The 23,869-nt window shown below is 36.2% G+C and carries 25 protein-coding genes, 1 tRNA gene, 2 pseudogenes and 1 riboswitch; of the genes and pseudogenes, 21 read left to right on the plus strand and 7 right to left on the minus strand.

Features of this window, described 5'->3' with window-relative positions:
* The first annotated feature begins 138 nt into the window (after positions 1 to 138).
* A complete protein-coding gene (glnA, locus tag OTJ99_RS02750) occupies positions 139 to 1,476 on the plus strand; it encodes a type I glutamate--ammonia ligase (protein WP_045165335.1) in 1,338 nt (445 codons plus the stop codon).
* A 45-nt stretch (positions 1,477 to 1,521) separates the two neighbouring features.
* Here the strand turns inward: glnA and gltA are convergent.
* Together gltA and OTJ99_RS02760 are read right to left on the minus strand one after the other, a co-directional pair.
* A pseudogene (gltA, locus tag OTJ99_RS02755) lies at positions 1,522 to 2,885 on the minus strand (NADPH-dependent glutamate synthase).
* Between the two features lie 30 nt (positions 2,886 to 2,915).
* Positions 2,916 to 3,758 (minus strand): sulfide/dihydroorotate dehydrogenase-like FAD/NAD-binding protein, encoded by an 843-nt coding sequence (locus OTJ99_RS02760; protein ID WP_045165334.1) that lies wholly within the window; start codon positions 3,756 to 3,758, stop codon positions 2,916 to 2,918.
* A 168-nt stretch (positions 3,759 to 3,926) separates the two neighbouring features.
* Between OTJ99_RS02760 and OTJ99_RS02765 the strand changes: the two genes are divergently transcribed.
* The 12 genes and pseudogenes from OTJ99_RS02765 to OTJ99_RS02820 all read left to right on the plus strand — a co-directional run bounded on the left by OTJ99_RS02765 (position 3,927) and on the right by OTJ99_RS02820 (position 12,485).
* A complete protein-coding gene (locus OTJ99_RS02765; RefSeq protein WP_045165583.1) occupies positions 3,927 to 4,211 on the plus strand; it encodes a sporulation transcriptional regulator SpoIIID in 285 nt (94 codons plus the stop codon).
* A 45-nt stretch (positions 4,212 to 4,256) separates the two neighbouring features.
* On the plus strand, positions 4,257 to 5,027 hold the full coding sequence (gene mazG, locus OTJ99_RS02770; protein ID WP_045165333.1) for a nucleoside triphosphate pyrophosphohydrolase: 771 nt from the start codon (positions 4,257 to 4,259) through the stop codon (positions 5,025 to 5,027).
* 88 nt (positions 5,028 to 5,115) lie between these two features.
* The gene (locus tag OTJ99_RS02775) at positions 5,116 to 5,391 is read left to right on the plus strand and encodes an HU family DNA-binding protein (RefSeq protein WP_045165332.1); all 276 of its coding nucleotides are present in this window, start codon (positions 5,116 to 5,118) and stop codon (positions 5,389 to 5,391) included.
* Between the two features lie 130 nt (positions 5,392 to 5,521).
* Positions 5,522 to 5,764 carry an RNA-binding S4 domain-containing protein gene (locus tag OTJ99_RS02780; RefSeq protein ID WP_045165331.1) on the plus strand — a complete coding sequence of 81 codons (243 nt, stop codon included), beginning with the start codon at positions 5,522 to 5,524 and terminating at the stop codon, positions 5,762 to 5,764.
* A 159-nt stretch (positions 5,765 to 5,923) separates the two neighbouring features.
* Positions 5,924 to 6,061 carry a YabP/YqfC family sporulation protein gene (locus OTJ99_RS12685; RefSeq protein ID WP_235374723.1) on the plus strand — a complete coding sequence of 46 codons (138 nt, stop codon included), beginning with the start codon at positions 5,924 to 5,926 and terminating at the stop codon, positions 6,059 to 6,061.
* A gap of 85 nt (positions 6,062 to 6,146) precedes the next feature.
* Complete coding sequence (yabQ, locus tag OTJ99_RS02790; RefSeq protein WP_235374721.1) at positions 6,147 to 6,470, plus strand: spore cortex biosynthesis protein YabQ; 324 nt, start codon at positions 6,147 to 6,149, stop codon at positions 6,468 to 6,470.
* A gap of 46 nt (positions 6,471 to 6,516) precedes the next feature.
* Complete coding sequence (locus OTJ99_RS02795; RefSeq protein ID WP_045165330.1) at positions 6,517 to 6,816, plus strand: FtsB family cell division protein; 300 nt, start codon at positions 6,517 to 6,519, stop codon at positions 6,814 to 6,816.
* Between the two features lie 11 nt (positions 6,817 to 6,827).
* A pseudogene (locus tag OTJ99_RS12995) lies at positions 6,828 to 7,053 on the plus strand (S1 RNA-binding domain-containing protein); the annotation flags it as partial.
* A 146-nt stretch (positions 7,054 to 7,199) separates the two neighbouring features.
* Positions 7,200 to 7,841 (plus strand): redox-sensing transcriptional repressor Rex, encoded by a 642-nt coding sequence (locus tag OTJ99_RS02805; protein WP_045165329.1) that lies wholly within the window; start codon positions 7,200 to 7,202, stop codon positions 7,839 to 7,841.
* Positions 7,842 to 7,880: 39 nt separating this feature from the next.
* The gene (gene thrC, locus OTJ99_RS02810; RefSeq protein ID WP_045165328.1) at positions 7,881 to 9,362 is read left to right on the plus strand and encodes a threonine synthase; all 1,482 of its coding nucleotides are present in this window, start codon (positions 7,881 to 7,883) and stop codon (positions 9,360 to 9,362) included.
* 106 nt (positions 9,363 to 9,468) lie between these two features.
* A riboswitch (M-box (ykoK) riboswitch) is annotated at positions 9,469 to 9,629 on the plus strand.
* Between the two features lie 323 nt (positions 9,630 to 9,952).
* Positions 9,953 to 11,203, plus strand: a complete 1,251-nt coding sequence (locus OTJ99_RS02815) for a magnesium transporter (protein ID WP_045165327.1) — start codon at positions 9,953 to 9,955, stop codon at positions 11,201 to 11,203.
* A gap of 34 nt (positions 11,204 to 11,237) precedes the next feature.
* The gene (locus OTJ99_RS02820; protein WP_045165326.1) at positions 11,238 to 12,485 is read left to right on the plus strand and encodes an Nramp family divalent metal transporter; all 1,248 of its coding nucleotides are present in this window, start codon (positions 11,238 to 11,240) and stop codon (positions 12,483 to 12,485) included.
* Between the two features lie 175 nt (positions 12,486 to 12,660).
* On the opposite strand, the gene OTJ99_RS02825 is transcribed toward OTJ99_RS02820, so the two are convergent.
* The 3 genes from OTJ99_RS02825 to OTJ99_RS02835 all read right to left on the minus strand — a co-directional run bounded on the left by OTJ99_RS02825 (position 12,661) and on the right by OTJ99_RS02835 (position 14,108).
* Complete coding sequence (locus tag OTJ99_RS02825) at positions 12,661 to 13,497, minus strand: ISL3 family transposase (RefSeq protein WP_235374655.1); 837 nt, start codon at positions 13,495 to 13,497, stop codon at positions 12,661 to 12,663.
* Between the two features lie 10 nt (positions 13,498 to 13,507).
* Entirely contained in the window at positions 13,508 to 13,849 is a 342-nt protein-coding gene (locus OTJ99_RS12695) for a transposase family protein (protein ID WP_235374654.1), read from the minus strand.
* 166 nt (positions 13,850 to 14,015) lie between these two features.
* Positions 14,016 to 14,108, minus strand: a tRNA-Ser gene (locus OTJ99_RS02835).
* 263 nt (positions 14,109 to 14,371) lie between these two features.
* Here OTJ99_RS02835 and OTJ99_RS02840 point away from each other — a divergent pair.
* The 8 genes from OTJ99_RS02840 to OTJ99_RS02875 all read left to right on the plus strand — a co-directional run bounded on the left by OTJ99_RS02840 (position 14,372) and on the right by OTJ99_RS02875 (position 22,310).
* Positions 14,372 to 14,707, plus strand: a complete 336-nt coding sequence (locus OTJ99_RS02840; RefSeq protein ID WP_083943519.1) for a thioesterase family protein — start codon at positions 14,372 to 14,374, stop codon at positions 14,705 to 14,707.
* Between the two features lie 6 nt (positions 14,708 to 14,713).
* Positions 14,714 to 16,378: a formate--tetrahydrofolate ligase gene (locus OTJ99_RS02845; RefSeq protein ID WP_045165323.1), complete on the plus strand. Its 1,665-nt coding sequence runs from the start codon at positions 14,714 to 14,716 to the stop codon at positions 16,376 to 16,378.
* Positions 16,379 to 16,440: 62 nt separating this feature from the next.
* Positions 16,441 to 17,691, plus strand: a complete 1,251-nt coding sequence (locus OTJ99_RS02850; RefSeq protein WP_045165582.1) for an aminotransferase class I/II-fold pyridoxal phosphate-dependent enzyme — start codon at positions 16,441 to 16,443, stop codon at positions 17,689 to 17,691.
* Between the two features lie 90 nt (positions 17,692 to 17,781).
* Positions 17,782 to 18,999: a zinc-dependent alcohol dehydrogenase gene (locus OTJ99_RS02855; protein ID WP_045165322.1), complete on the plus strand. Its 1,218-nt coding sequence runs from the start codon at positions 17,782 to 17,784 to the stop codon at positions 18,997 to 18,999.
* A gap of 176 nt (positions 19,000 to 19,175) precedes the next feature.
* Complete coding sequence (locus OTJ99_RS02860; RefSeq protein WP_045165321.1) at positions 19,176 to 20,090, plus strand: hypothetical protein; 915 nt, start codon at positions 19,176 to 19,178, stop codon at positions 20,088 to 20,090.
* 106 nt (positions 20,091 to 20,196) lie between these two features.
* Positions 20,197 to 21,210 (plus strand): LacI family DNA-binding transcriptional regulator, encoded by a 1,014-nt coding sequence (locus tag OTJ99_RS02865; protein ID WP_045165320.1) that lies wholly within the window; start codon positions 20,197 to 20,199, stop codon positions 21,208 to 21,210.
* Positions 21,211 to 21,243: 33 nt separating this feature from the next.
* Complete coding sequence (locus OTJ99_RS02870) at positions 21,244 to 22,002, plus strand: alpha/beta hydrolase (protein WP_045165319.1); 759 nt, start codon at positions 21,244 to 21,246, stop codon at positions 22,000 to 22,002.
* Positions 22,003 to 22,136: 134 nt separating this feature from the next.
* Positions 22,137 to 22,310 carry a hypothetical protein gene (locus OTJ99_RS02875; RefSeq protein WP_200889467.1) on the plus strand — a complete coding sequence of 58 codons (174 nt, stop codon included), beginning with the start codon at positions 22,137 to 22,139 and terminating at the stop codon, positions 22,308 to 22,310.
* A 142-nt stretch (positions 22,311 to 22,452) separates the two neighbouring features.
* On the opposite strand, the gene rpmB is transcribed toward OTJ99_RS02875, so the two are convergent.
* Both rpmB and OTJ99_RS02885 read right to left on the minus strand, forming a co-directional pair.
* A complete protein-coding gene (gene rpmB, locus OTJ99_RS02880) occupies positions 22,453 to 22,638 on the minus strand; it encodes a 50S ribosomal protein L28 (protein ID WP_045165318.1) in 186 nt (61 codons plus the stop codon).
* 86 nt (positions 22,639 to 22,724) lie between these two features.
* Positions 22,725 to 23,789: a bis-aminopropyl spermidine synthase family protein gene (locus OTJ99_RS02885; RefSeq protein WP_045165317.1), complete on the minus strand. Its 1,065-nt coding sequence runs from the start codon at positions 23,787 to 23,789 to the stop codon at positions 22,725 to 22,727.
* Between the last annotated feature and the right edge of the window lie 80 nt (positions 23,790 to 23,869).

The raw sequence follows: 23,869 nt of genomic DNA on the forward strand, positions 1-23,869 counted from the left end.
AAATAGGTATTGCAATTTTACACTGAATGAAGTATAATAAAAATGCAAGGACAAAGGCGTCCTGAATAAAGGAAGGGTGCCTTTGTCCTTTTTTGTTTATTAAATCAGAAAAAATCTAATAATGGAGGGGAAGGTTTGATGAAAAATTACACCAAGGAAGACATTATTCGTATCTGCAAAGAGCAGGATGTCAAATTTATCAGGCTCCAGTTTGTAGACATTTTTGGTATTTTAAAGAATGTTGCTGTCCCCGTTGAGCAGCTTGAGGCTGTACTTAACAACGAGATTATGTTTGACGGGTCATCAATTGAAGGTTTTGTGAGAATTCAAGAATCAGACATGTATTTACGACCAGACCTCAACACATTTACAATCTTCCCATGGAGACCATCACCAAACAGAGTCGCAAGGCTTATTTGTGATGTGTATCTACCAGATGGTACACCATTCCCTGGCTGTCCACGTGGAGTTTTAAAGAAAGTGCTCAAAAAAGCAGAGGAAATGGGCTATAAGTTCTATGTTGGCCCGGAGATTGAGTTTTTCTTGTTCTTGACAGACGAAAATGGCAATCCAACGTTGCAGACACATGACCAAGGTGGATACTTTGATTTAGCACCAGTTGATTTGGGCGAGGATGCAAGAAGAGACATGGTTTTGACGTTAGAGGAAATGGGATTTGAAATAGAGGCATCTCACCATGAGGTTGCACCTGGTCAACATGAGATTGACTTCAAATATGATGATGCGCTCTACACAGCTGACAATGTTGTGACATTTAAACTTGTTGTAAAGACAATTGCACAAAGACACGGACTTCACGCAACATTTATGCCAAAGCCAATATTTGGTATTAACGGTTCTGGTATGCACACAAATATGTCCCTTGCAAGGGTTTCTGATGGCAAGAATGCTTTCTTGGACCCAAATGACAAGCTTCAACTTTCAAAAGAGGCATACTACTTCATTGGTGGGCTTATGAAGCATGCAAGAGAGTTTGCACTTATTACAAATCCGCTTGTTAACTCATACAAGAGACTTGTACCAGGATATGAGGCACCAGTTTACATCGCATGGTCACCAAGAAACAGAAGCCCGCTTATAAGAGTTCCTGCTAAAAGAGGTCAGGCAACAAGAGTTGAGCTCAGATGTCCAGATCCATCAGCAAATCCATACCTTGCGTTTGCAGCAGTTTTAGCAGCAGGACTTGATGGGATAAAGAATAAGATTGAGCCACCAGAACCAGTTGAAGATAATATTTTTGAAATGAGCGAAGAAGAGAGAGCAAAGCGTGGAATTGGAAGCTTGCCAGGAAGTTTAGAGGAGGCAATTAAAGAGTTTGAAAATAGCCAGCTTATGCGCGAGACTCTTGGTGACCATATATTTGAAAAGTACTTGGAAGCAAAGAAACTTGAATGGAATGACTACAGAACGAAGGTACATCAATGGGAGATTGATGCATACCTCACAAAATATTAATCACACAAACAAAGACGGGTGGCAATTTAATCTGCCACCCGGTTTTTATTTCCTTTCTTTGCTTTTTAAGTAGTTGTCAATACTTTGTGCTGCTTTTTTTCCATTGCCATTGCAAGTATTACTGTTGCGGCACCTGTTACAATATCTCCGCCTGCGAAGATGCCTTCAATATTTGTTATGAGATTTTCATCTACTTTGATAGACCCATTTGGATTTAGCTCAAGCTCTGGTATTGCTTTTTTGACAAGCGGATTGGGGTTTTGACCAATTGCAACAATGAAATTATCTGCTTCAAATAAGAAATTTGACCCTTCAATAGGTTTTACACCACGTCTGCCTGACTTATCAGGATCTGTTAGCTGCATTTTTACAAGCTCTATCGCTTTCACATATCCATTTTCATCACCAATGAATCTAACTGGGCTTACAAGCTCAATTATTTTTATTCCCTCTTCCTTTGCATGCATGATTTCTTCCTTTCGTGCTGGCATCTCAGCCTCTGTTCTTCTGTAGAGTATATAAACATCAGCTCCCAATCTTCTTGCAACGCGTGCTGCGTCCATTGCAACATTTCCGCCGCCAATTACTCCTACCTTTTTGCCAAGCTTAATAGGTGTGTCATATTCTGGGAATTTGTATGCCTTCATCAAATTTATTCTTGTCAAGAATTCATTTGCTGAATATATTCCATTTAGAAGTTCTCCTTCAATGTTCAAAAAATTGGGAAGCCCAGCACCAGAGCTTATAAACACTGCTTCAAAACCTTCTTCTTTTAAGTCATTTAGGTCAAATGTCTTGCCAAAAACCATATTTGTTCTGAACTCCACACCCATTTTCTTTAAGTTTTCTATCTCCCACTCAACAACCTCCTTTGGAAGCCTGAACTCAGGAATTCCGTAATACAAAACGCCGCCAAGCTTGTGAAACACTTCAAAGATAGTCACTTTATAACCAAGCTTTGCCAAGCTTGAAGCACATGAAAGTCCAGCAGGTCCAGAGCCTATGATTGCCACTTTTTTGTTATTGGGCTTAGGCTTCTCAAACTCAAACTCACAGTTTTGCCTGAACCAGTCAGCAACAAATCTTTCAAGTTTTCCTATTGCAATTGGCTCGCCTTTTATTCCTCTTACGCAGTTTTGCTCACACTGTGTTTCTTGTGGGAAAACACGACCACAGATTGCAGGAAGAAGATTTGTCTCTAAGATTTTTAAATACCCTTCTTTGAATTTCTTCTCTTTTATAAGCGAGATAAACTCTGGAATTTTGACTTCAACAGGGCAGCCTTTTACGCACGGTACATTTTTGCACTGAAGACACCTCTGTGCTTCTGAAATGGCCTCATCCTCAGAGTATCCAAGGCAAACCTCATCAAAGTTTTTAATCCTCTCATTTGGCTCTTGTTCTTTTATTGGGCACTCTTTCTAATGTGTCCAATTTTTCTAATCCCCCAATCCAATTTTGCATTTGTGTTCTTCAAAGGCGTTTTTCTCAAGGTCTTGATAATATAAATTTCTTTTCAAGAGATTATCAAAGTCAACATCAAATCCATTAAAAATAGGACCATCAACACATGCAAACTTCACTTCATTTCCAACTAATACTCTGCAACCACCACACATGCCTGTACCATCAATCATAATAGGATTGAGACTCACAAGAGTTTTGATGTTATACTGTCTTGTTATATCAACAACTGCTTTCATCATCAGTATTGGACCGACTGCAAACACCTCATCATATCTTTTTCCACTTTCCAAAAGTTCTTTTAAAACGTCAGTTACAAAACCTTTTTTTCCGTACGAACCATCGTTTGTTGAAATATATAAATTTTCACAGTATTTTTTAAGTTCATCTTCAAAAAAGATATTCTCCTTTGACCGTCCACCAACAATTATGTCTATCTTTTTGCCTTCGCTATAAAGCATTTTAACCTTTAAAAATATAGCAGGTATTCCAAGTCCACCTGCCACAAAAAGATAAGCTTTATCATTTGGGTCATGTTCATATGGCATACCCAAAGGGCCAACAAAGTCAAGTATAGAGTCATTTTCGTTGAGACTTGCCAAAATAGCTGTTGTTTTTCCGACAACCTGAAAGATTATATAGACAATTCCTTTTTCCTTGTCAAAGTCAGCTATTGTAAGTGGAATTCTCTCACCGTTTTCTACAACCCTTAAAATAACAAACTGGCCTGGCTTTGCTTTTTTTGCAACCTGTGGTGAAAATATGCCCATCAGCCACACGTTTGGTGCCAAGTTCTTTTTAATTAAAATTTCGTTCATATCAATCACCCAACAAGTAAAATAAAGTTTTAATATATAGTACCAAAAAGCTTTGAAAATTCAAACATAAAGTTTGACACAAACATAACAAGACAAAAACTTTGGGTAAAGCTTAAAAAATCTTGCGCATATAATCCTAAGTAGAGAGGTATTTTGGAGGACAATGTTTTGAAAGAGGATATAGAGAAAAGAGCAATACTTGCAGCTGAACTTTTGATAAAGTATAATGCAACTGTAAGAAAAGTGGCTAAAATCTTAGGGATTTCAAAGTCAACAGTGCGCAATGACCTCACCTGGCGCCTTTATAAGATAAACAAAAGACTTTACAAAGAGGTAAGAACTATCTTAGATAGGAATAAGCAAGAAAGACATATTCGTGGTGGTGAGGCGACTAAGAAGAAATATTTTGCGAAAAAAGAGAAGGCTTCTTTGAAAAATAGTGGTATAATATAACTTATAAGCATACTAAAGCACCTTTTAAAAAAGGAGAGAAAAAAAATGAAAGCAAGCTTTGAAGAACTTGTCAGGATAATGGATATCTTGCGTGAGAAGTGTCCATGGGACAGGCAGCAGACACATGAGAGTCTTAAAAAATACCTAATTGAAGAGACATATGAGGTTCTTGAGGCTATAGATGAAAATGACGACGTTAAGCTCAAAGAAGAACTTGGTGATTTGCTTTTGCAGGTTGTGTTTCATGCAAAAATAGCTCAGGAAAGAGGAGCTTTTGATATCTATGAAGTAATCTATGATATATGCCAAAAGATGAGGAAAAGACACACTCATGTGTTTGGAGATGACAGCTTTGAGACAGCTGATGAGGTTCTACAAAATTGGGACAAGGTAAAGAGCAGGGAAAAACAAATCGAAACGGTATCACAGGCAATGCGAAGTATACCAAGACATCTTCCTGCGCTTATGCGAAGCTATAAGGTCCAAGAAAAGGCGGCAAAGGTAGGTTTTGACTGGGATAATTACAAAGATGCATTGAAGAAGGTGTATGAAGAGCTTGGCGAATTTGAAGAGAGTTTGTCGAAAAATGACAGTCAGGAGAAGCTGGAAGAAGAACTTGGAGATGTTCTTTTTGCAGTTGTAAATGTTGCGAGGTTCTTTAGTATTGACCCTGAAGAGGCACTTTCTAAAACAGTTAAAAAATTTATAACCAGATTTTCGTATATAGAGGAACAAGCAGAAAAACAAGGTAAGAAATTGAATGAGATGAGCTTAAAAGATATGGACAAATTTTGGGAAGAGGCAAAAAAAATTTAAAAAAGGCTTGAAAAAAGAAGGATTTTTGATATAAATATAGAATAGAAATATTTAGAACATCACAAAATACGCGAGGAGGTAAGAAGTGATGAACAAGACAGATTTAATTTCAGCAATGGCAGAAAAGAGCGGACTTACCAAGAAGGATGCAGAAAAGGCACTCAATGCGTTTGTAGATGCTGTTACAGAGGCACTCTCTAAGGGGGAAAAGGTTCAGCTTGTTGGTTTTGGTTCATTTGAGGTAAGAGAAAGAGCAGAGAGAGTTGGAAGAAATCCACAAACACAAGAAGAAATTAAGATTCCAGCAACAAAAGTTCCTGTATTCAAGGCAGGCAAGATGTTAAAAGAGGCTGTGGCAAAATAAACTGGTAAGTAAAAATATAAAAGAGAGGGGCTATAAATCTGTTGGTTGTTAAAGGCTGCAGCAAAAAGAAAAAGCTTTGAAGCTGCAGCCCTAAATTTTTGTTTTAGAAGAAAGGCGAGGGTTTTGTGAGATGCGCATAGACAAATATCTAAAAGTGTCGAGAATTATCAAAAGGAGAACGCTTGCCCAAGAGGCATGTAACAGTGGCAGAGTGTTTGTAAATGGAAAAATAGCAAAGCCTTCAACAGAGGTAAAAGTTGGTGATATCATTGAGGTGCACTTTGGTGATAAGATTTTCAAATGCAAAGTTACAAGCGTTGATGAGAAGGTACAAAAAAATCTTGCAAGTAATATGTATGAGATAATTGAATAGGCTCAAGAAGAGCACTTATATTTTGACAGTGAAGAGAATATAGTTTATTATGTAACTTAATAAATTTCTAAAAAGGACTGTAGAAATGATAGCGGATGATAAAAAAATGTAAAGTCAAAGGTTCACAATGTTCTTATAGAGAATAAAGAGAAGATTTCAATAAATGGTGTTGATGATGTTGAAAGTTTTGATGAGAATAATATCATCTTGGTGGTTGACGAGGAACTTCTCATCATCAAGGGATTTGATTTGAAGATAAACAAAATCAACACAGAAACGGGAGAGAGGTATTTATAGAAGGGCAGATTTATTCACTTGAGTATGGTGAGGTGCCCAAAAAAGGACTGATTGGGAGACTCTTTAAGTGAGAGAGGCAGGAAAAATGCACAGTGTTTCTAAGCAGCTTTCAGAATTTTTTTCTTGTTTAATTGTTGGAGTGGTGGTTGGATTAATACACGATACTTTCTTTTTCAAAAAAATCTTAAAAAGGCGCACAAAAGATCTGGTATTTTTTATATCTTCAACTTTGTCAACCATTGTAGTAATTTCAGGATTGTATTATATCAACTACTATACTATCCGATGGTATACGTTTTTAGCTATTGCGTGTGGGTTTTGTTTTTACAAAAATTCAATCTCTTTTTTGTACAGAAGGATTTTAAAGAGGGTAACAAAATTTTATCTTTTAACAAAAGATAATTTGTGATAAAATATAACTACACTTTCTGGAATGTCCAAGAGGAAGGCAGGCTGTGAAAAAAGTTTTTAAAGTGCTAAAAAGACTTTTTGTGTTAGCGTTTGTAATATTTTTTTCAATATATTCTGTAACAACAATTGTGAAACAGCAGATGATTTTAAAGCAGGTAAAAGCTCAGCAAAAAGAGGTAATACAGCAAATTGAGAAAATAAAAAAGGAAAATGAATATTTAAAAAGACTTGCACAATATGTCCAGACAGAAGAATATATTCAGCAGGTCGCACGAGAAAAGCTTGGACTTGTTGGAAAAAATGAAATTGTGTTTATTGATAAGAATAAAAAGAGAAAGGAATAGGAGGCATTTTAGTGTCGATTGAAAAGGGCAGGGTAGTTGAAGGCAGAGTAAAGAGTATTAGCTAAATTTGGTGCTTTTGTTGAGCTTCCAACAGGTGCGGTTGGACTTGTTCACATCTCAGAGGTTGCAGAAGAGTATGTTGATGATATTAGAAAATATCTTAAAGAGCAGCAAACTGTCAGGGTAAAGGTGCTTGACATCAAGGAGAATGGCAAAATAAGTCTTTCGATTAAAAAGGTATAAAAGACAGCAACCAAAAACTTAGCGAATGCAACAAGCGAGTAGATGGCAAAAGAAGATAAGCCTGTTTTAAAATCAAAACAGGCTTTTAATTTAAAATAAGTATGTCAAAAAAATATCAAATAAGATGAGGAGGATAAAAATTGTTCAAAAAAAAGAACATCTCTCTTGCGGTGATAAGGAGACTGCCAAGATATTTGCGGTATGTAGAGGATTTACTGAATCATGACATTACGAGGATTTCCTCATCAGAGCTAAGCCAAAGAATGGGGTATACAGCTTCTCAGGTAAGACAAGATTTTAACAATTTTGGCGGGTTTGGTCAGCAGGGGTATGGTTACAGCACTCAGGTTCTCTATGAGAACCTTGTTAAAATATTAGGGCTTGATAAAAACTTCAAGATGGTAATTGTTGGTGTGGGCAATTTGGGACAAGCTTTAGCAAATTACGCCAACTTTTATAAAAAGGGTTTCAGACTTGTGGGACTATTTGATGTTGACCCTCAAAAGGTTGGGAAGAGTATCAGGAATATAAAGATACAGCATGTTGATGAGCTCAAAGATTTTATAAAGAAAAACGATGTTGACATTGGAGTTTTATGTGTGCCGTCAGAGGTTGCTCAAGAGGTTGCAAACCTTATGGTTGAAGGCGGTATAAAGGGAATCTGGAATTTTACTACAAAAGAGATTGAAGTAAAAGATGATGTTGTTGTGGAGAATGTCCATTTGATAGACAGTCTGATGGTACTATCGTATAAGTTAAATGAGAAACTGCTTGAAAAGTAAGAAGCCAGTGGAAAATAAATTCTATTGAGGTGGCAAAAGATGGAGTATGTAAGTACGCGAGGAGACCAAAAGGTGCTCTCAAAAGAAGCAATTTACCTTGGAATAGCAAACAATGGAGGGCTTTTTACCCCAGTTAGTATACCAAAGATTGATTTTGAGCATTTAAAAGAGCTAAATAGTTATAAAAAAGTTGCAAAGTATATCTTTTCACTTTATCTTACTGACTTTTCTAAAGAAGAAATTGATGATTGCATAGAAAAAGCGTATGCAACTGGTAAATTCGATACAAAAGATGTAGTTGAGCTAAAGAAGCTTAACAGTAACTTGTTTGCGCTTGAACTTTGGCATGGGCCAACTTATGCTTTTAAAGATGTTGCGCTACAAGTGCTGCCACACCTTTTGATAAGGTCAATGCCAGATAGCTATAAAAAAGCACTCATATTGGTTGCAACATCTGGCGATACAGGAAAAGCTGCTTTAGAGGGTTTTAGAGATGTGGAGAAGACCAAGATAGTAGTCTTTTATCCTTCTGAAGGTGTGTCTGACGTACAAAAAAGACAGATGACAACTCAGGAAGGCAAGAACACTTATGTTGCAGGGATAATAGGTAACTTTGACGATGCTCAAAGTGGTGTAAAGGAGATCTTTACAAATCCAAGATATGTTGAGACCATTAATAAAATGGGCTATTTTTTCACATCAGCAAACTCTATAAACTTTGGACGACTTTTGCCTCAGGTTGTCTACTATATCTGGAGCTACTTAGAGCTTTTGAGAAAGGGATTTATAAAGGAAAGTGAAAAGATAAACTTTGTTGTGCCAACAGGGAATTTTGGAAATATCTTGGCTGGGTATTTTGCAAAGCGCATGGGCCTTCCAATAAGTAAACTTATTGTTGCATCAAACATAAACTCTGTTGTTTCTGATTTTATTAAAACTGGTGTTTATGACAGAAGAAGAGAGTTTTATAAAACAATATCACCCTCTATGGATATATTAGTTGCCAGCAATTTAGAAAGGCTTTTGTACTTGGTCACAGGTAACTTTGAAATGGTAAAAAAATACATGTTAGATTTAAAAGAAAATGGGTATTTTAAGGTTGAAAAGGATGTTTTAATGTCAATACAATCAGATTTTTGGGGAGATTTTTCAACAGATTTTGAGACTAAGAAAGCTATAAAGTCAGTTTACAACGAGTTTTCTTATCTTATTGATACCCATTCAGCAGTTGGATTTGATGTGTATAGAAAATATAAAGATAAAACATCTGATATAACAAAGACAGTAATTTTGCAGACTGCGAATCCGTACAAATTTGCTAAGGATGTTGTGAACGCCTTGTTTGATGATGAATATAATAATATTGACCCGTTTGAAGCAATTGAAATTCTGTACCAAAAAACAAAGGTGGAAATCCCAGAAGGGATAAAGGGGCTTTTGTCAAAAGCAGTTTTGCACCCTGATGTGATTGAAAAAGACAAAATGTTTGATTTTATATTAGAGAAAATAAAAGATAGTTGAAGAGAGTCTAAAAAAAGTGCACAAAAATTTAAAAATTTAAGCTAAAAAGGGTTGAGAAAACGAATTTTTTGTGCTAAAATAAAAGTTGAAAAAAGTAAATATTGCAAGAATATCTCGGTAGGCGAGGCTCCTACAGGGATATAGGCTGCTGCCGCGAAAGATTGGAGACAATCTGAGCTGGTAAACAGGTTTTGCCGAATCCAAGGCATAACCTAATGCAGCTTTTTATGCCGTGTAGTGCCAAAGCTTGTACGAGGTAGCTAAACAAAGGTAAAGTGTGCTTTCACCTCGTTTTAAGCTTTGGGTGAAAGCACTTTTTGTTTGTATGCAGAATTTAGTCTAACCTTTAAAACTTTATGATTAAAGGAGATGATAGGACAGATGGATTCTGGTCCTGTGAGTAGACAGGATTGGGGAAAAGAAAAAGTGAAAAGATCTTTTTCAAAAGAGTGGAGGGGTGCTAATTTGTTGACTTGATAGTCGAAAGCAAGTAACGAGGGCTTTTTGTCCCTTTTTACAGATAGATTTTGAAAACCTATTTAGCACCCCTCCACAAAAGGAAAAACTAATTTAAAGGGAGGGGTGCTAAGATGGCCAATGTCACAAGTTTTTACCTCAGCAGAGTTATTGGCAACAAGGTATACTCGGAAGACAAAAAGGTTCTGGGAAAACTCCAGGATCTAATTGTTGATGCAAAGAATATAAGACCCAAAGTAATCGCTGCAAAAGTCAAAAGCGGAAAGAATGTCCAAATAGTAGATTTTTCGTTCTTTATAATTTACAAGGAAAAAGGGCAATATGTAATTGAGACCAGGAACTTAAAGCCAATTGATGTGCAAAAAGAAGATACGATAATGCTTGTAAAGCATATCCTTGACAAGCAGATAGTTGATATGAACGGCAGAAAGGTTGTAAGGGTAAATGATATAAGACTTGCAATTTTGTCAACAGGCGTTTATATAATTGCAGTTGATATTGGATTAGAAGGGTTGTTGAGGAGGCTTGGCCTTGCAAAGCCTCTCAAAAAGGTATTAAAGCCTCTTGGCAAGAGCATCCCATCTCGACTCATCTTATGGGATGACGTTGAGCCTCTTGCATCACCGCACTCGGATTTAAAACTTTCAACCACATACTCAAAGCTCTCAACTTTGCATCCGTCGGATTTAGCAGATATCATTGAAGAGCTTGACAAAAAGACTCAAGCATATGTATTTTCAACTTTGGACGAGGAAAAGGCAGCAGATGTTTTGGAAGAGCTTGATGTTGAGGCACAGCGAAATGTCCTCGAAAGTCTTCCTGTTGAAAAAGCTGCAGATTTGCTTGAAAAGATGCCAGCAGACGAGGTTGCAGATATATTGGATGAAATAAAAGAGGAAAGAGCAGAAGAGCTTTTGAACGAGATGGAAAAAGAGGCATCAGAAAAAGTAAAAGAGCTGATGGATTATCCCGAGAATACTGTTGGAAGTATTATGACAACAGATTTTATTGCGTTCACGACCCACTTTACAGTTGAGCAGACAATACAAGAACTAAGACGTTTAAAGCCAGACCCAGATGAGATTTACTATTTATATGTGATTGACAATGAAGAGAGGCTTTGTGGTGTTGTGTCTTTGCGCGACTTGGTAATTTCTGAGCCACAAACTCCACTTTATGAGATTATGAGTAGAAATGTTGTGTATGTAAAAGATATGGACAATGTTAATTCTCTTGTAGAGATTATTTCAAAATACAGCTTATTGGCTGTCCCTGTGGTTGATGATGACAAAAGACTCATTGGCGTTGTGATAATAAATGACATAGTTTATGAACTACTCAAAGTACGAAAAAAATTAGTATAGCCAAAGTTATTGACGGCAAATGAGGTGATAGAAGATGCCAAAGATAGCAAAAGAGCAGCGTCTTAAAAGGATACTTTTCATGTTAAGTATTATTGGACCGGGGCTTGTGACTGCAACTGCTGGTAATGACGCTTCAGGAATTGCGACATACGCAACGGTTGGTGCAATGTTTGGCTATAAGATGCTTTGGGGATTATTTTTGATAACAATCAGTTTAGCAGTTATCCAAGAAATGGCTGCACGGATGGGCATTGTAACAGGGAAAGGTCTTTCTGCTCTTATCAGGGAGCACTTTGGTGTCAAGATGACATTTTTTGCGATGATTACCCTACTTATTGCTAATCTTACAACAACGATTGGCGAATTTGCAGGGATTGCTGCAAGCCTTGAGATATTTGGAATCTCAAAGTACATCTCAGTTCCTCTGACAGCGCTTTTTGTGTGGTATATTATAAACAAAGGTTCATATAAAAAAACAGAAAAATTTTTTCTTGCTCTTATGGTAATATATATAAGCTATATAATTTCAGGTTTTTTAGCAAAGCCTGATTGGAAAGAGGTATTAAAAAATACATTTGTTCCTTCTTTCAGTTTCAATTCAAGTTTCATTTTGATTTTTATTGCGATGATAGGAACAACAATTACTCCTTGGATGCAATTTTATCTACAATCATCTGTTGTTGACAAAGGTGTTGATGTAAAAAACCTCAAATACCAAAGGTGGGATGTATTTTTAGGAGCGTTTTGGACAGATTTTATCGCGTTTTTCATCATTGTTGCAACAGCAGCAACTTTGCACAAACATGGGATTGTGATTGAGACAGCAGAAGATGCAGCAAAAGCCCTTCAGCCACTTGCAGGAAAATATGCATCAGCGCTTTTTGCAATTGGACTTTTTGGGGCATCGCTGTTAGGTGCGCATATTTTGCCTTTATCCACTGCATATGCAGTAACTGAAGCTTTTGGATTTGAAAATGGACTGAATAAGAAGCTGAAAGAAGCCCCTGTTTTTTATGGGTTAATACTTTTGTTCATTGTTATAGGAGCAGGTGTTATTTTACTTCCAAATATTCCTTTGATAAAACTTATGATAATTGCTCAAGAAATAAATGGTATATTGCTACCAATAATCTTAATTTATATGTTAAAGCTGACAAATGACAAGGAGATTATGGGGGAGTATGTAAATTCGAGGACATTTAATATAATTGCATGGATAACAGTAGTGTTTATAATAATTCTCACATTAATTCTACTTGTTGAGCCTTTCTTGGGTATATAAAAAAATCGGCTCTTTGTCAAGAGTTGGGGTGGGTATTCTGAATGCCCACCTTTTTTAGCTTTATCAACCAAGCATTAATTGTAATATATGCCTATTACAGGTAAGCAATTTTAAAAACTCAATCCTACCTTTACCCGCTACTTTTGCAAGTTTTAATTATTCTCTTTACTTTATCCTAACTACCACAACTATATAATGTCCTCTTTCTAAATCTCTCAAAATTTCTATACCCATATGCATCTCTCTTTAAAACTTTTATCTTATTGTTAAAACCTTCTGTTACACTATTTGTATATGGAACATCAAAAGAATTTACTATCTCTGAAAACCAGTTCCTAAAAACCTTTATGCATCTGCAAAATTCACAAAGACCACTTCTCTCTGCTGCCTCTATCCACTTTTTTAATTCAACTTTTGCTTCTGCTGAATTACTGCTTTCTAAAACTTCCCTGAATTCTTCCTTCAGTCTATGCGCTTTCCTTAAATCTCTACTGTACCAAAACATCACTTCTAACTCTTCTCTTTGCTCTGCTGTAAGTTCTTCATAAGACTTTAACAATAATTTCCTGCTCCTCTTAAAATACTTCCTTAAATTATCTTCTAATTCCTTTTGTACTCTTTTCCTTACATTTTCTAATGCCCAATAAACATATCTTGTAAAATGAAATTTGTCTATTACTATTTTCGCGTTTTTAAAATATATTTTTGCTGTCTCCACAAATTGTCTCCACATATCACATACAAAATACTTTACTTTATCCCTATCCTTCAATCTCTTAAAATATTCAATCAAAACATCTTGTCTTCTGTCTCTTAAAATTTCTACTATCTGTTTTTTCACAGGGTCTACAATTATACACTGATATTTAGCTCCACCTGCATTTCCTTTGAATTCATCTATGCATATCGCCTCAGAAGAAAAATCCTCTATCTTCCTGGTAGGATTTACATTGTCAAATAACCTCATAACTGTTGTTACTGATACATTTGTCTTTCTTGCTACTTCTTTCATACTGCTCAAGCTACTTAAGCTGACTTATAATGTATGCTGCTAATCTATTTGTCATTCTTTGACGCTTGCCCAAAAAATTTATGTGTTCAAAAAATTTCTTTCCACATTCTTTGCAAACATATCTTCGCTTCCTTAAAACTAAATATGTTCTCTTACCCATTATCGGTATGTCCTTTACTCTTTGGACACGATAATCATGTATCTTGCTTGTGATACTGCCACATTTAGGACACTTGTGAGGTTTTTGCGCCTGACTTATATGGAGTTCTATTTCATTTTCGCTTTCTACTACTTGGTGGAGAATGATATCTTTTGATTTCAAAAGTTCTGTGATATAATTATGATTGAGCACTTATTCTGGATGCTTCCTTTCTTTTGTGTTTTTTTTATACCTAAAAACAATTTTAATTATAGCAGGCATTCAGAATAAGTGCTATATTTTTTCTTTTCTTACCACCCCAATATTTATTATAGAGCCAAAAAATCAACATTTGATTTTTAAACTATAAAAATAAAAATGGCGGAGAGAGTGGGATTCGAACCCACGGTACCGCTTTTGGCGGTACGCGCGATTTCGAGTCGCGTGCCTTCGACCACTCGGCCATCTCTCCGCCTCCTTTTATTTTTGCACTATCGATTATAATCTATCTTTTGCTCATTTTCAAGACAAAGATTTTCACTTTGCAATTGACAATTCCACAAAATAGAAGTAATATATTTATTAAAGTGAATAGTGTGAACAAAATTGTGCACCATAATAAAGTACTGATACATGAGAGACTTTATTACCCAACTTTAAGGAGGCAAGAAAGTTGAAAAGCCAGGACTTGTAGTTGGACTAAGGAAAGAAATAACATCCACAGTCACAGATGACATGCTTGCTTCGCATTTTCAAAGTGGGTTTTTGGATGTGTTTGCAACACCTTCAATGATAGCGCTGATGGAAAAGGCAGCACTTTTGTGTGCTCAGGAGCATTTAGAAGATGGGTATACAACAGTGGGAAGCAGAGTTGAAATTTCTCACATAGCACCAAGTCCAAAAGGAATGGTAGTAAAGGCTGTTGCTGAACTGATTGATATCCAAGACAGAAGACTCATTTTTAAAGTTGAGGCTTATGACAAGTTTGAGAAAATAGGAGAGGGTGTTCACGAGAGGTTTATTGTAAATAAAGAGAGATTTTTGCAAAAGACATATCAAAAGGCAAGGTGATTTTGTTTGAAAAGTACATCAAAACTACGAGAGGTAAAGTTAAAAAATATTACCGAGATAGCAGAAAGTATAGGTCTGAGCGAAGATGACATTGAGCTTTACGGAAAGTACAAGGCAAAGATAAATTTAGATGTTCTACAGCAAAAACCCCGACAAAAAGAAGGTAAAGTAATTTTGGTCACATCAATAAACCCAACGCCATATGGTGAGGGCAAGACAACAACAGCAATTGGCCTTTCGATGGCTATAAACAGGCTTGGATTTAAATCAATTGTAACCCTCCGAGAGCCTTCCTTAGGACCATATTTGGGAATTAAAGGTGGGGCAACAGGAGGTGGAGCTGCTCAAGTTTTGCCGAGCACAGACATTAATCTTCACTTTACAGGAGATATCCATGCAGTCACTACCGCAAACAATCTACTTTGTGCAACAGTTGACAATCACATTTACCATGGAAATGAGCTAAATATCAATCCCAAAGCAATAATGGTAAAAAGATCAATGGATATGAATGACCGAGCCTTGCGAAATATTATCATTGGGCTTGGAGATGGGCAGAGAGGTGTTGTGCGTGAGGATGGTTTTGTCATTTCTGTTGCCACAGAAGTAATGGCAATACTTTGCTTATCACGTGATTTAGATGACCTAAAAGAAAGGCTTGGAAATATCCTGGTAGGTTTTTCCTATGACAAAAAGCCTATATACGCCAAAGATTTAAAAGTTCATGGTGCTATGGCGCTTTTGTTAAAAGATGCTATAAAACCCAATCTTGTTCAAACATCAGAAGGTACTGCTGCACTAATCCATGGTGGACCATTTGCCAACATTGCCCATGGCACAAACAGTATAATTGCAACCAAAATGGCACAAAAGCTTTCAGATTATGTTGTTGTTGAGGCAGGTTTTGGATCAGACTTAGGTGCAGAAAAGTTTGTCAATATAGTGTCAAGAAAAACTGGTATATACCCCTCAGCTGCTGTTGTAGTTGTAACAACAAAGGCTCTCAAATATCATGGCAGCATGGGGGCAAAAGAGGATTTGACAAATGAAAATATAGAAGCGCTAAAAAAAGGTTTTTCAAACTTAGAAAAGCACATAGAAAATTTGAAATTGATGGGGCTTGAAATAGTTGTGGCGCTAAATAAATTTCCAAATGACACTCCTGCAGAAATTTCAGAGATAGAGTCGTTTTGCAAAGATTGGGGTGTTGAATTTGCTGTTTCAGAGGTTTATGATCTTGGTTCAGAAGGTGCTTTGGATTTGGCAGAGAAGGTAATTGAAATAGCAAGCAAAAAGAGAAAGATCCAGTTTGTCTACGAGGATTCAGACCCAATCGAAGAGAAGATAAAAAAGGTTGCAAAGACAATTTATGGTGCTGCAGATGTGCAGTTTTCAAAGCCAGCACTTTCAATGTTGGATTTAATAAAAAAGCTCAATATTGAACATTTTCCGATTTGTGTGGCGAAGACCCAGTATTCGTTGTCAGACAATCCAAAGCTTTTGGGAAGGCCAAAAGATTTTGTTTTGAATGTTAATGAGATAAGAATTAACAATGGTGCGCAATTTATTGTAGCAATCTGTGGTGACATTATGACAATGCCAGGACTTTCAAAAGACTACGCTGCACTTCATCTTGACATTGATAAAGATGGAAATGTGGTGTGGGTGTGAATCTCAATCTTTTTAAACTAGGTATGTGCACAAAACTGTGTTCAGGGGAGGTAGAAATTAAGATGATTGACACAACAAAATTTTCACTTGCTGATTTTGTAAAAAGCGAAGACAAGAACATTATGGAGCTTGCAAAGGAGTTTTGGGAGTACAAAGTAGACTTTGTCAGAAGAAGACATTATCAATACAGACGAGTTTCTATTACAGGTTCTGGTCCAACTATGAAGATAATTGACCATTATACAGGTGAAATCAGAGAGATGATTAATCTTGCGTCAAATGACTATTTAAATCTTACAAAGCATCCCAGAACAATTAAGGCAGGAATAGAAGCTCTCAAAAAATATGGAACAGGGGCAGGGTCTGTGCCACTTTTAGGTGGAACACTTGATATACACGTTGAGCTTGAGAAAAAAATAGCAAAGTTCAAAGGATGTGAGGATGCACTTATTTACACAAGCGGATATGGGTCAAATTTGGGAACAATCTCTGCAATTTTGCACGAAAAGGATGTTGCAATATTAGACATGTATGTTCACGCAAGTATAATTGACGGTTGCAGAAATACAAACGTAGAGTTTTTTAAACACAACAACATGGATTCTCTTGAGAGGGTGCTCAAAAAGGTAAAAGACAAATACAATACAAAGCTTGTAATAGTTGATGGTGTTTACTCAATGGATGGTGACATTGCACCGCTTGACCAGATTGTTGAGATAGCTCACGCTTACGGTGCTTTTGTTATGGTAGATGAGGCGCATGCAACAGGTGTGATTGGCAAAAACGGCCGTGGTACACCTGAGCACTGCAATGTTGAAGGAAAGGTCGACATTGTTGCAGGTACACTTTCAAAAGCTTTGGGTGCAGTTGGCGGATTTATTGCAACAAACAAAGAGCTTGTAAATTATCTGCACTTTTACTCAAGAGCATACATGTTCTCAACAGCACCAACTCCACAAGCAACTGCTTCACTGATTGAGGCTTTGAATGTCATTGAAGAAGAGCCAGAGCTAAGACAGAGGCTTTGGGATAATATAAGATACTTCAGAGAAAACCTATTAAAGCTTGGTTTTAACATTGGCAATCAGCAAACAGCAATATTCCCGATTATAATAGGTGATGATTATAAAGTGAAAGAAATGTGCCGAGAACTTCACGAGGCAGGTATCTATGTGAACCCTGTATTCTACCCGGCTGTTCCAAGAAGACTGTCACGTATTAGAATTTCACTTACAGCAGGACATACAAAAGAGCATCTTGACAGGACATTGGATGTTCTTGAACACTTGGGTAAGAAATACGGTATAATATAAAAGCAGGCTTTAAATAGGGAGGCTGCAAAATTTAATCTTGCAGCCTCTTAAAATTTATGATTATATTGAGAAAGGGGAAAAAATAAAAAGATGAAAGCAATCGTCTTTGATGCAAGTGTGGGAAAATACATAAGAACTTTGGTCTTAGGCAAGATTTCAAAAAGATTTTTCTACAATCGGCTATCATGTATCCAGCTCAAAGATATTCCCGAACCAGGGCTTCCATCTGAAAACTACGTAAAGATAAAAACAACATACGCAGGAATTTGCGGTTCTGACCTAAACCTAATTTTTTTGCATGACTCACCTTCAACCTCACCATTTGCTTCATTCCCATTTGTAATTGGCCATGAAAACCTTGGAGTAATAATTGAAAAGGGTAAGAACGTATCAGAATTTGAGATAGGTGAAAGGGTGATTGTAGACCCAGTTTTGGACTGTGACGCAAGAGAACTTCCAAGATGTCCTTCGTGCCAAGAAGAAGAGTTTTCAACCTGTTTAAATATTACTGAAGGAAAGCTCAAACCCGGTACCATCATGGGTACCTGCAGTTCAACAGGTGGTTCATGGGGAGAGTATTTTATTGCTCACAAGTCACAGGTTATAAAGGTGCCTGATTCTGTTAAAGATGAGGAGGCAATTTTAGTAGACCCTTTAGCATCTGCTCTTCATCCTGTTATGAGAAACTTTCCAGGAGACTCTGACAAGGTTTTGGTGTATGGTGCTGGAATAATAGGGCTTTTGGTCATCTGGAGCCTGAGGAAACTTGGATGCAAAGCGGACATCACAGCAGTTGCAAAGTACGACTTTCAGGCAGACTTGGCAATGGAGTTTGGCGCAAACAGGGTTGTAAGGTCGTCAGAAGATTATTTAGAAGAGCTTGCGAAGGTGTGCGATGCAAAGATTTTCAAGCCAATGATTGGGGAGAAAGTCTTGCTTGGCGGGTTTGACAAGGTGTTTGACTGCGTTGGTTCAAAGAAAACTATTCGAGATGGTATGTGGCTAACAAAACAACGCGGAAGCTATATTTTGGTTGGGCTTGCTTCAGTTGTGAAGGATTTGGATTTGACTCCCATTTGGTTCAAGGAGCTCAATGTAAGGGGAGCTTATTGCTATAGTACAGAGAACATAAACGACTGTAGAATCTCTACCTACCAGCTTGCATTAAATCTTATACAACAATTTGGAATTCCGTATGATAAGTTGATCACTCATTATTTTGACATAAATGAATATCAAAGAGCAATAGAGGTAGCGTCTTCAAAGGGAAGTGAGAAGAGTATAAAAGTTGTGTTTAAATTTTTGTGATTTTTGTATAGATAAGAGGGTATTGATGAATACATTAAAAAGATATTAAAATTGAATTAACATGAAGTAGAGAATTTTACATGTATCTTTACAAAAACTTATTGTGTATATTTATCAAGAAAATGGGTATATATTTAGAAGAAAACATGAAAGGAATTAAGTAGTTGGTGAGATGAATGAAAGAAAGATTTAGTAGGGTATTTGGCATAGTGTTATTTACAGAGTTTTTACTATTTTGTGCGCTGGTTGTATATATACAGTTTCAGACTAATACATATAGTTTTATAGCTTGGGTTCTGATTTGTTTGAGCTCAATTCTGATAACTATAACAGGATATGTTTTTGGAATCCTGCCTTATATTAGAGAAATATGTAGCCGTGTTGAAAAGATGCAAGAGATATTAAAGGAAATTAATGAAGACTTTAATCTTGGGGTAAAAAGTGATGTTGAATTTGAAAATTCTTTAAATATTATTAAAAGCCAGTTGAAGTTTTTACAAGGTGAGAGTCAAAAAGCAGATGAATTTTTTGAACAATATAAAGAGATAATAATCCGAAATGTAAAGCTTATCTATGATATGGCTAAAAACAAAAATGAAAAAGAGATAGAAGGACTTGCAAGGTCTCTTTTAAACATTGTTGAGGCCAGTATATATTCTAAGCACATATTTGTTCCTCTGTGGTATGAAATTATATGTTTTCAAACAGTTCTGTCAGGATGTGTGTACTCAATAAAAAATAACTTTGAGATAGTAGTGAATGTTCAGGAAGAAGGTTTAAAACAATCACTTGTTGTGCATGGGATTTTGACATCACTTGCAAAGCTTTTTATTTACTGTGGAGGGAGACAGTTTCCGATTAAGAATATCCTCCAGCTTTCAGTAATAAACTTATCAGGACATTTAAGTTTACGTCTTTATTACAACAACACTGTTCAAGATTTAAATAAGATTGAGGAATTGCTAAATAGGTTGAAACAACGTTTTTATCTTTACTATCCGGAGGGTACATATGCTGTTAATTATTCATCAGGGGAAAATCACCTTGTAATTGAGATTTCAGTTCCAATAGTTGAGTCTTCGATAAGGTGAGTTTGAGGTGATTTTGTATAAGACAAGGTTTGAAATATCTCAAAAAATTTAGTATTATTGATACTAAGCTTAAGATCAAGATAAAAAAGAATAGGATGATAATGGGATGGTAACCATAAAGGATATAGCAAGAGAAGCAGGGGTGTCACCTTCAACAGTATCACGAGTACTTTCTGGCAAAGCAAAGATTTCACCTGAGACAACAAAAAGAGTGATGGACGCAATTAAGCGGCTTGGATATATTCCCAATGCGAGTGCAAAAAGCCTTGTGATGAAAAAGGCATACTCTATAGGGATTTTCATGCCACGAAGACTTGAGCAGACACTTACAAGCACCTTTTTTGACCAGGTGGTATCTGGGATTTGCAGTTATATTAACAACACAGAATATGAGATTGTGCTGACTATTGTACCGCCAGAAAAGGAAAAGGAAAGCTTAGAAAGACTAATAAAAAGCAGGAAAGTGGATGGATTTATCCTCCTCACCTCCCGTATAAATGACTATGCTATCAGATATCTTCGTTCTATCAAGTTTCCTTTTGTTTTAATAGGTTCACCTGATAAAGACAAGGATTATGTGAACTGGGTTGACAATGACAACAAAAGAGCAGGGTTTGACGCAACAGAGTATTTAATCAAGCTTGGACACACTCAAATAGGTTTTTTAGGTGGTATGGAAAATCTTGTTTTAACTCAGGATAGACTCTCTGGCTATAAGAGTGCTTTGAGCAAATATAAAATTCCAGTTGAAAACCAATATATTATGTTCACAGAGTTTGATGAGCAAAGTTCATATGAAAAGGCAAAGCAGTTGTTGACTTTAAAAAATAGGCCAACTGCTATTGTCTGTATTGACGAGGTTGTGGCATATGCAGCAGTAAAAGCATGCAGAGAACTTGATTTGAAAGTAGGGTATGATGTGTCTATAATTGGATTTAATGAGTCCATCTTTTCTAAGCTGTCTTCACCAAGGCTTACTACAGTTGACACTAACATATTTTACCTTGGCTATTATGCTGCTGAAATGCTTATGAAAGAGTTAGAAGAACCGTATAAAACTTACAAAAGACTTATAGTGCAGCATTCAATTGTAGAAGGAGAGACTTGTAGAGCTATTTAAAATGATGTTATTAGAAAACAGGGGGGAAATTTTTTGCAAAAGCATGTTGAAATAAAAAATAAGATTGGTCAGGTTCTGCGCGGATATTTACATGTGCCAAATGAGTTTGAAGGAAGAGTGCCTGCAGTTGCAATCTTTCACGGTTTTACAGGCAACAAAATGGAACCGCATTTCATATTTGTGAAGTTGTCTCGTTTGCTTGAAAACTATGGTATTGCAAGTGTTAGGTTTGACTTTGCAGGCTCTGGTGAATCAGACGGTGAATTTTACGACATGACGGTAACTCGCGAGATTGACGATGCAAGGTGTATACTTGACTATCTATTTTCACTGGACTTTGTTGACAAGCAAAAGGTGTCAATTGTAGGGCTGTCTCTCGGTGGTGCAATTGCTTCATATCTTGCTGGTGAGTACAGAGAAAAACTTCACAAGGTTGTACTGTGGGCGCCTGCCGGAAATATGAAAGAAATTGCAAGAAATGTAGTTGAGAGTAACCCACTTATTAAAGAGAAAGGATATATTGATTTGGGTGGTCTTCTTTTATCGCAGGATTTTTATTATGATTTGCAAAAGTATGATTTCTTCGAAGCAATAAAGAAGTATCCAAATAAAGTTTTAATTTTGCACGGCACAAACGACACAGCAGTTCCGGTTGAAGTTGGGAGAAAATACAAAGAGATTTTAGGTGATAGAGCGCTGCTTGTTGAGATAGAAGGTGCTGATCACACATTTAACAAATATGAGTGGGAAAGGATTGTGTTAGACAAGACAGTTGAGTTTTTGAGGGAATAAGAAGAAAAGCCCAAAAGGGCTGGGGATGGAAGTTGCTTAAAGCTTTAAAAACTATCCCCCAGCCCTTTTTCACATGTTGAGTTTTTAATGAATATAATAGAATAAAACTATCTGCAGAGAGAATATATTAAGTTATGAGCAAGCATTTGTTACATCACAAAAATAAAAAACAAATAGGTCTTGTTCTTTTACTGCTTGGCATTGGAATTTTGATTTCAATCATAATGCCACCATGGCTTTTGGTCTTTATTATAGCTCTTGGTTTGATTGGTAGCGGAATCTATATCTTTTTTAAAGATGGGAGATGAAATAAAATGAAAATAATGGTATTAAAGATGCCAACGTTTTTAAGCAAATTTATTAAAAGATTATTTAAAATCAATGAATAATGAAAAAGGATAAAGAAAAAGTTCAAGATAAACCTTGTATGCTTATCTTGAACTTTTTATTTTAAGCTCGGACAACTTTACCAGCCTTAATACAGCTTGTGCACACATAAATTCTCTTTCTTGTACCATTTATTATTACTCTAATCTTCTTTACATTTGGTTTCCAAGTTCTTCTTGACTTTTTATTTGAGTGACTTACTTTATTCCCGAACGATACTTTTTTATTGCAAATTTCACACATAGCCATTTTTATTTTCCCTCCTTGAATTTATAAAAGCGAACAAAAAGCCACAAACTATTTTAACATAAAAAAAAGGGAAAAGGCAAGTTTTTTTATCCTTTGTACAGGATTGCTTCATTGTCTATATAAAGTTCGCAATTAATATCTTCGTTTACAATTTCAACATCCTTCACAAGTTCAATTCTATACATACTGGATGTGTACCAGTTGAGTTTCGGCTGTACATTTACAAAGTTGAGATTACTCTCTAAAGAAGGAAGCAAATAGTTCCAGTTAACATAATGATTGAAGTTTTCAATAATATCTGTGATGACTGCATTGAATTTATTCAAAAGAAGTTTTTGAAATTCATGCCATTTTGAAAGTGATGCTTCAATATTTGTAAGACCGAAGTATCCTGCACAACCTGCACCTTTTAAGCTTGAGGTCGTTCTTGTAAAGCACAAGTCCAAAGCTTCAATTGTCTCTGGTGGGTCGATTGTAAATGTGTCAAAGCTTTTTACAAGTTCATCAGGAAGCTTGTTTCTGAAGTCATACTCAATTGCTTTCAAATTGAGATTATATTCTTTTGCAGCTTTGTTTATAAAATCTACAAGTCTTTTGTCAATCTCTAATACCAATACTTCTGTTGGAAGTTTTGTCAAAGCTGCTGCAATTGATACCAGATCATCATCGCCAAATACAATGAGTCTCTTTCCTACAAGGTCGCCTTTTTTAATCATAAGAGCAATTCTTGAAAAAGCTGTTTCTTCGGTAACATAACCTTGGTCGTACTCAACTATTGCATCAGGTCTTGTTTTTACTATCTCTTTAAACTTTTCATAAGCGTCTTTTATTTCAGTAAATACAATACCGCGGCCTTCGCAGCATTGGCATGTGTAATTCTTCACAACGGGAATGCCTTTTTGCTCAATAAATTCTTTTCCTTTCTGTGTAAGCATTAAATTACCATTTTCATTTGATTTTACAAAATCTATTGAAATAAGATAGTTAATTGTTTCCCTCACAACAGCAAACGGCTTTTGTGAAAGAAATATTGCTTCCCAAAAGTGATTTGTGGAGTTCAATGCTGCCATTACCTTTTCGATATCTCTTTCGTTTACATTTACCTTTGTCTTGGTCTTTACAAATTCCACTGCGCTCCTTAGTTCATCCACATCTACCACCTCCTCAAAGATTTAGATGCAGTTTTTAAGAGTTTGTTGACAACAATATATAATAATATCATAATAAAAAA

Origin of the sequence: Caldicellulosiruptor naganoensis (assembly GCF_026914285.1) — a bacterium.
GTDB lineage: Bacteria > Bacillota > Thermoanaerobacteria > Caldicellulosiruptorales > Caldicellulosiruptoraceae > Caldicellulosiruptor > Caldicellulosiruptor naganoensis.

Coding starts and splice junctions, on each gene's coding strand:
- glnA (WP_045165335.1), top strand. CDS start 139: ATGAAAAATTACACCAAGGAAGACATTATTCGTATCTGCAAAGAGCAG.
- OTJ99_RS02760 (WP_045165334.1), bottom strand. CDS start 3,758: ATGAACGAAATTTTAATTAAAAAGAACTTGGCACCAAACGTGTGGCTG.
- mazG (WP_045165333.1), top strand. CDS start 4,257: ATGAAAGCAAGCTTTGAAGAACTTGTCAGGATAATGGATATCTTGCGT.
- OTJ99_RS02775 (WP_045165332.1), top strand. CDS start 5,116: ATGAACAAGACAGATTTAATTTCAGCAATGGCAGAAAAGAGCGGACTT.
- OTJ99_RS02780 (WP_045165331.1), top strand. CDS start 5,522: ATGCGCATAGACAAATATCTAAAAGTGTCGAGAATTATCAAAAGGAGA.
- yabQ (WP_235374721.1), top strand. CDS start 6,147: ATGCACAGTGTTTCTAAGCAGCTTTCAGAATTTTTTTCTTGTTTAATT.
- thrC (WP_045165328.1), top strand. CDS start 7,881: ATGGAGTATGTAAGTACGCGAGGAGACCAAAAGGTGCTCTCAAAAGAA.
- OTJ99_RS02815 (WP_045165327.1), top strand. CDS start 9,953: ATGGCCAATGTCACAAGTTTTTACCTCAGCAGAGTTATTGGCAACAAG.
- OTJ99_RS02820 (WP_045165326.1), top strand. CDS start 11,238: ATGCCAAAGATAGCAAAAGAGCAGCGTCTTAAAAGGATACTTTTCATG.
- OTJ99_RS02825 (WP_235374655.1), bottom strand. CDS start 13,497: ATGAAAGAAGTAGCAAGAAAGACAAATGTATCAGTAACAACAGTTATG.
- OTJ99_RS02840 (WP_083943519.1), top strand. CDS start 14,372: ATGCTTGCTTCGCATTTTCAAAGTGGGTTTTTGGATGTGTTTGCAACA.
- OTJ99_RS02850 (WP_045165582.1), top strand. CDS start 16,441: ATGATTGACACAACAAAATTTTCACTTGCTGATTTTGTAAAAAGCGAA.
- OTJ99_RS02855 (WP_045165322.1), top strand. CDS start 17,782: ATGAAAGCAATCGTCTTTGATGCAAGTGTGGGAAAATACATAAGAACT.
- OTJ99_RS02860 (WP_045165321.1), top strand. CDS start 19,176: ATGAAAGAAAGATTTAGTAGGGTATTTGGCATAGTGTTATTTACAGAG.
- OTJ99_RS02865 (WP_045165320.1), top strand. CDS start 20,197: ATGGTAACCATAAAGGATATAGCAAGAGAAGCAGGGGTGTCACCTTCA.
- OTJ99_RS02875 (WP_200889467.1), top strand. CDS start 22,137: ATGAGCAAGCATTTGTTACATCACAAAAATAAAAAACAAATAGGTCTT.
- rpmB (WP_045165318.1), bottom strand. CDS start 22,638: ATGGCTATGTGTGAAATTTGCAATAAAAAAGTATCGTTCGGGAATAAA.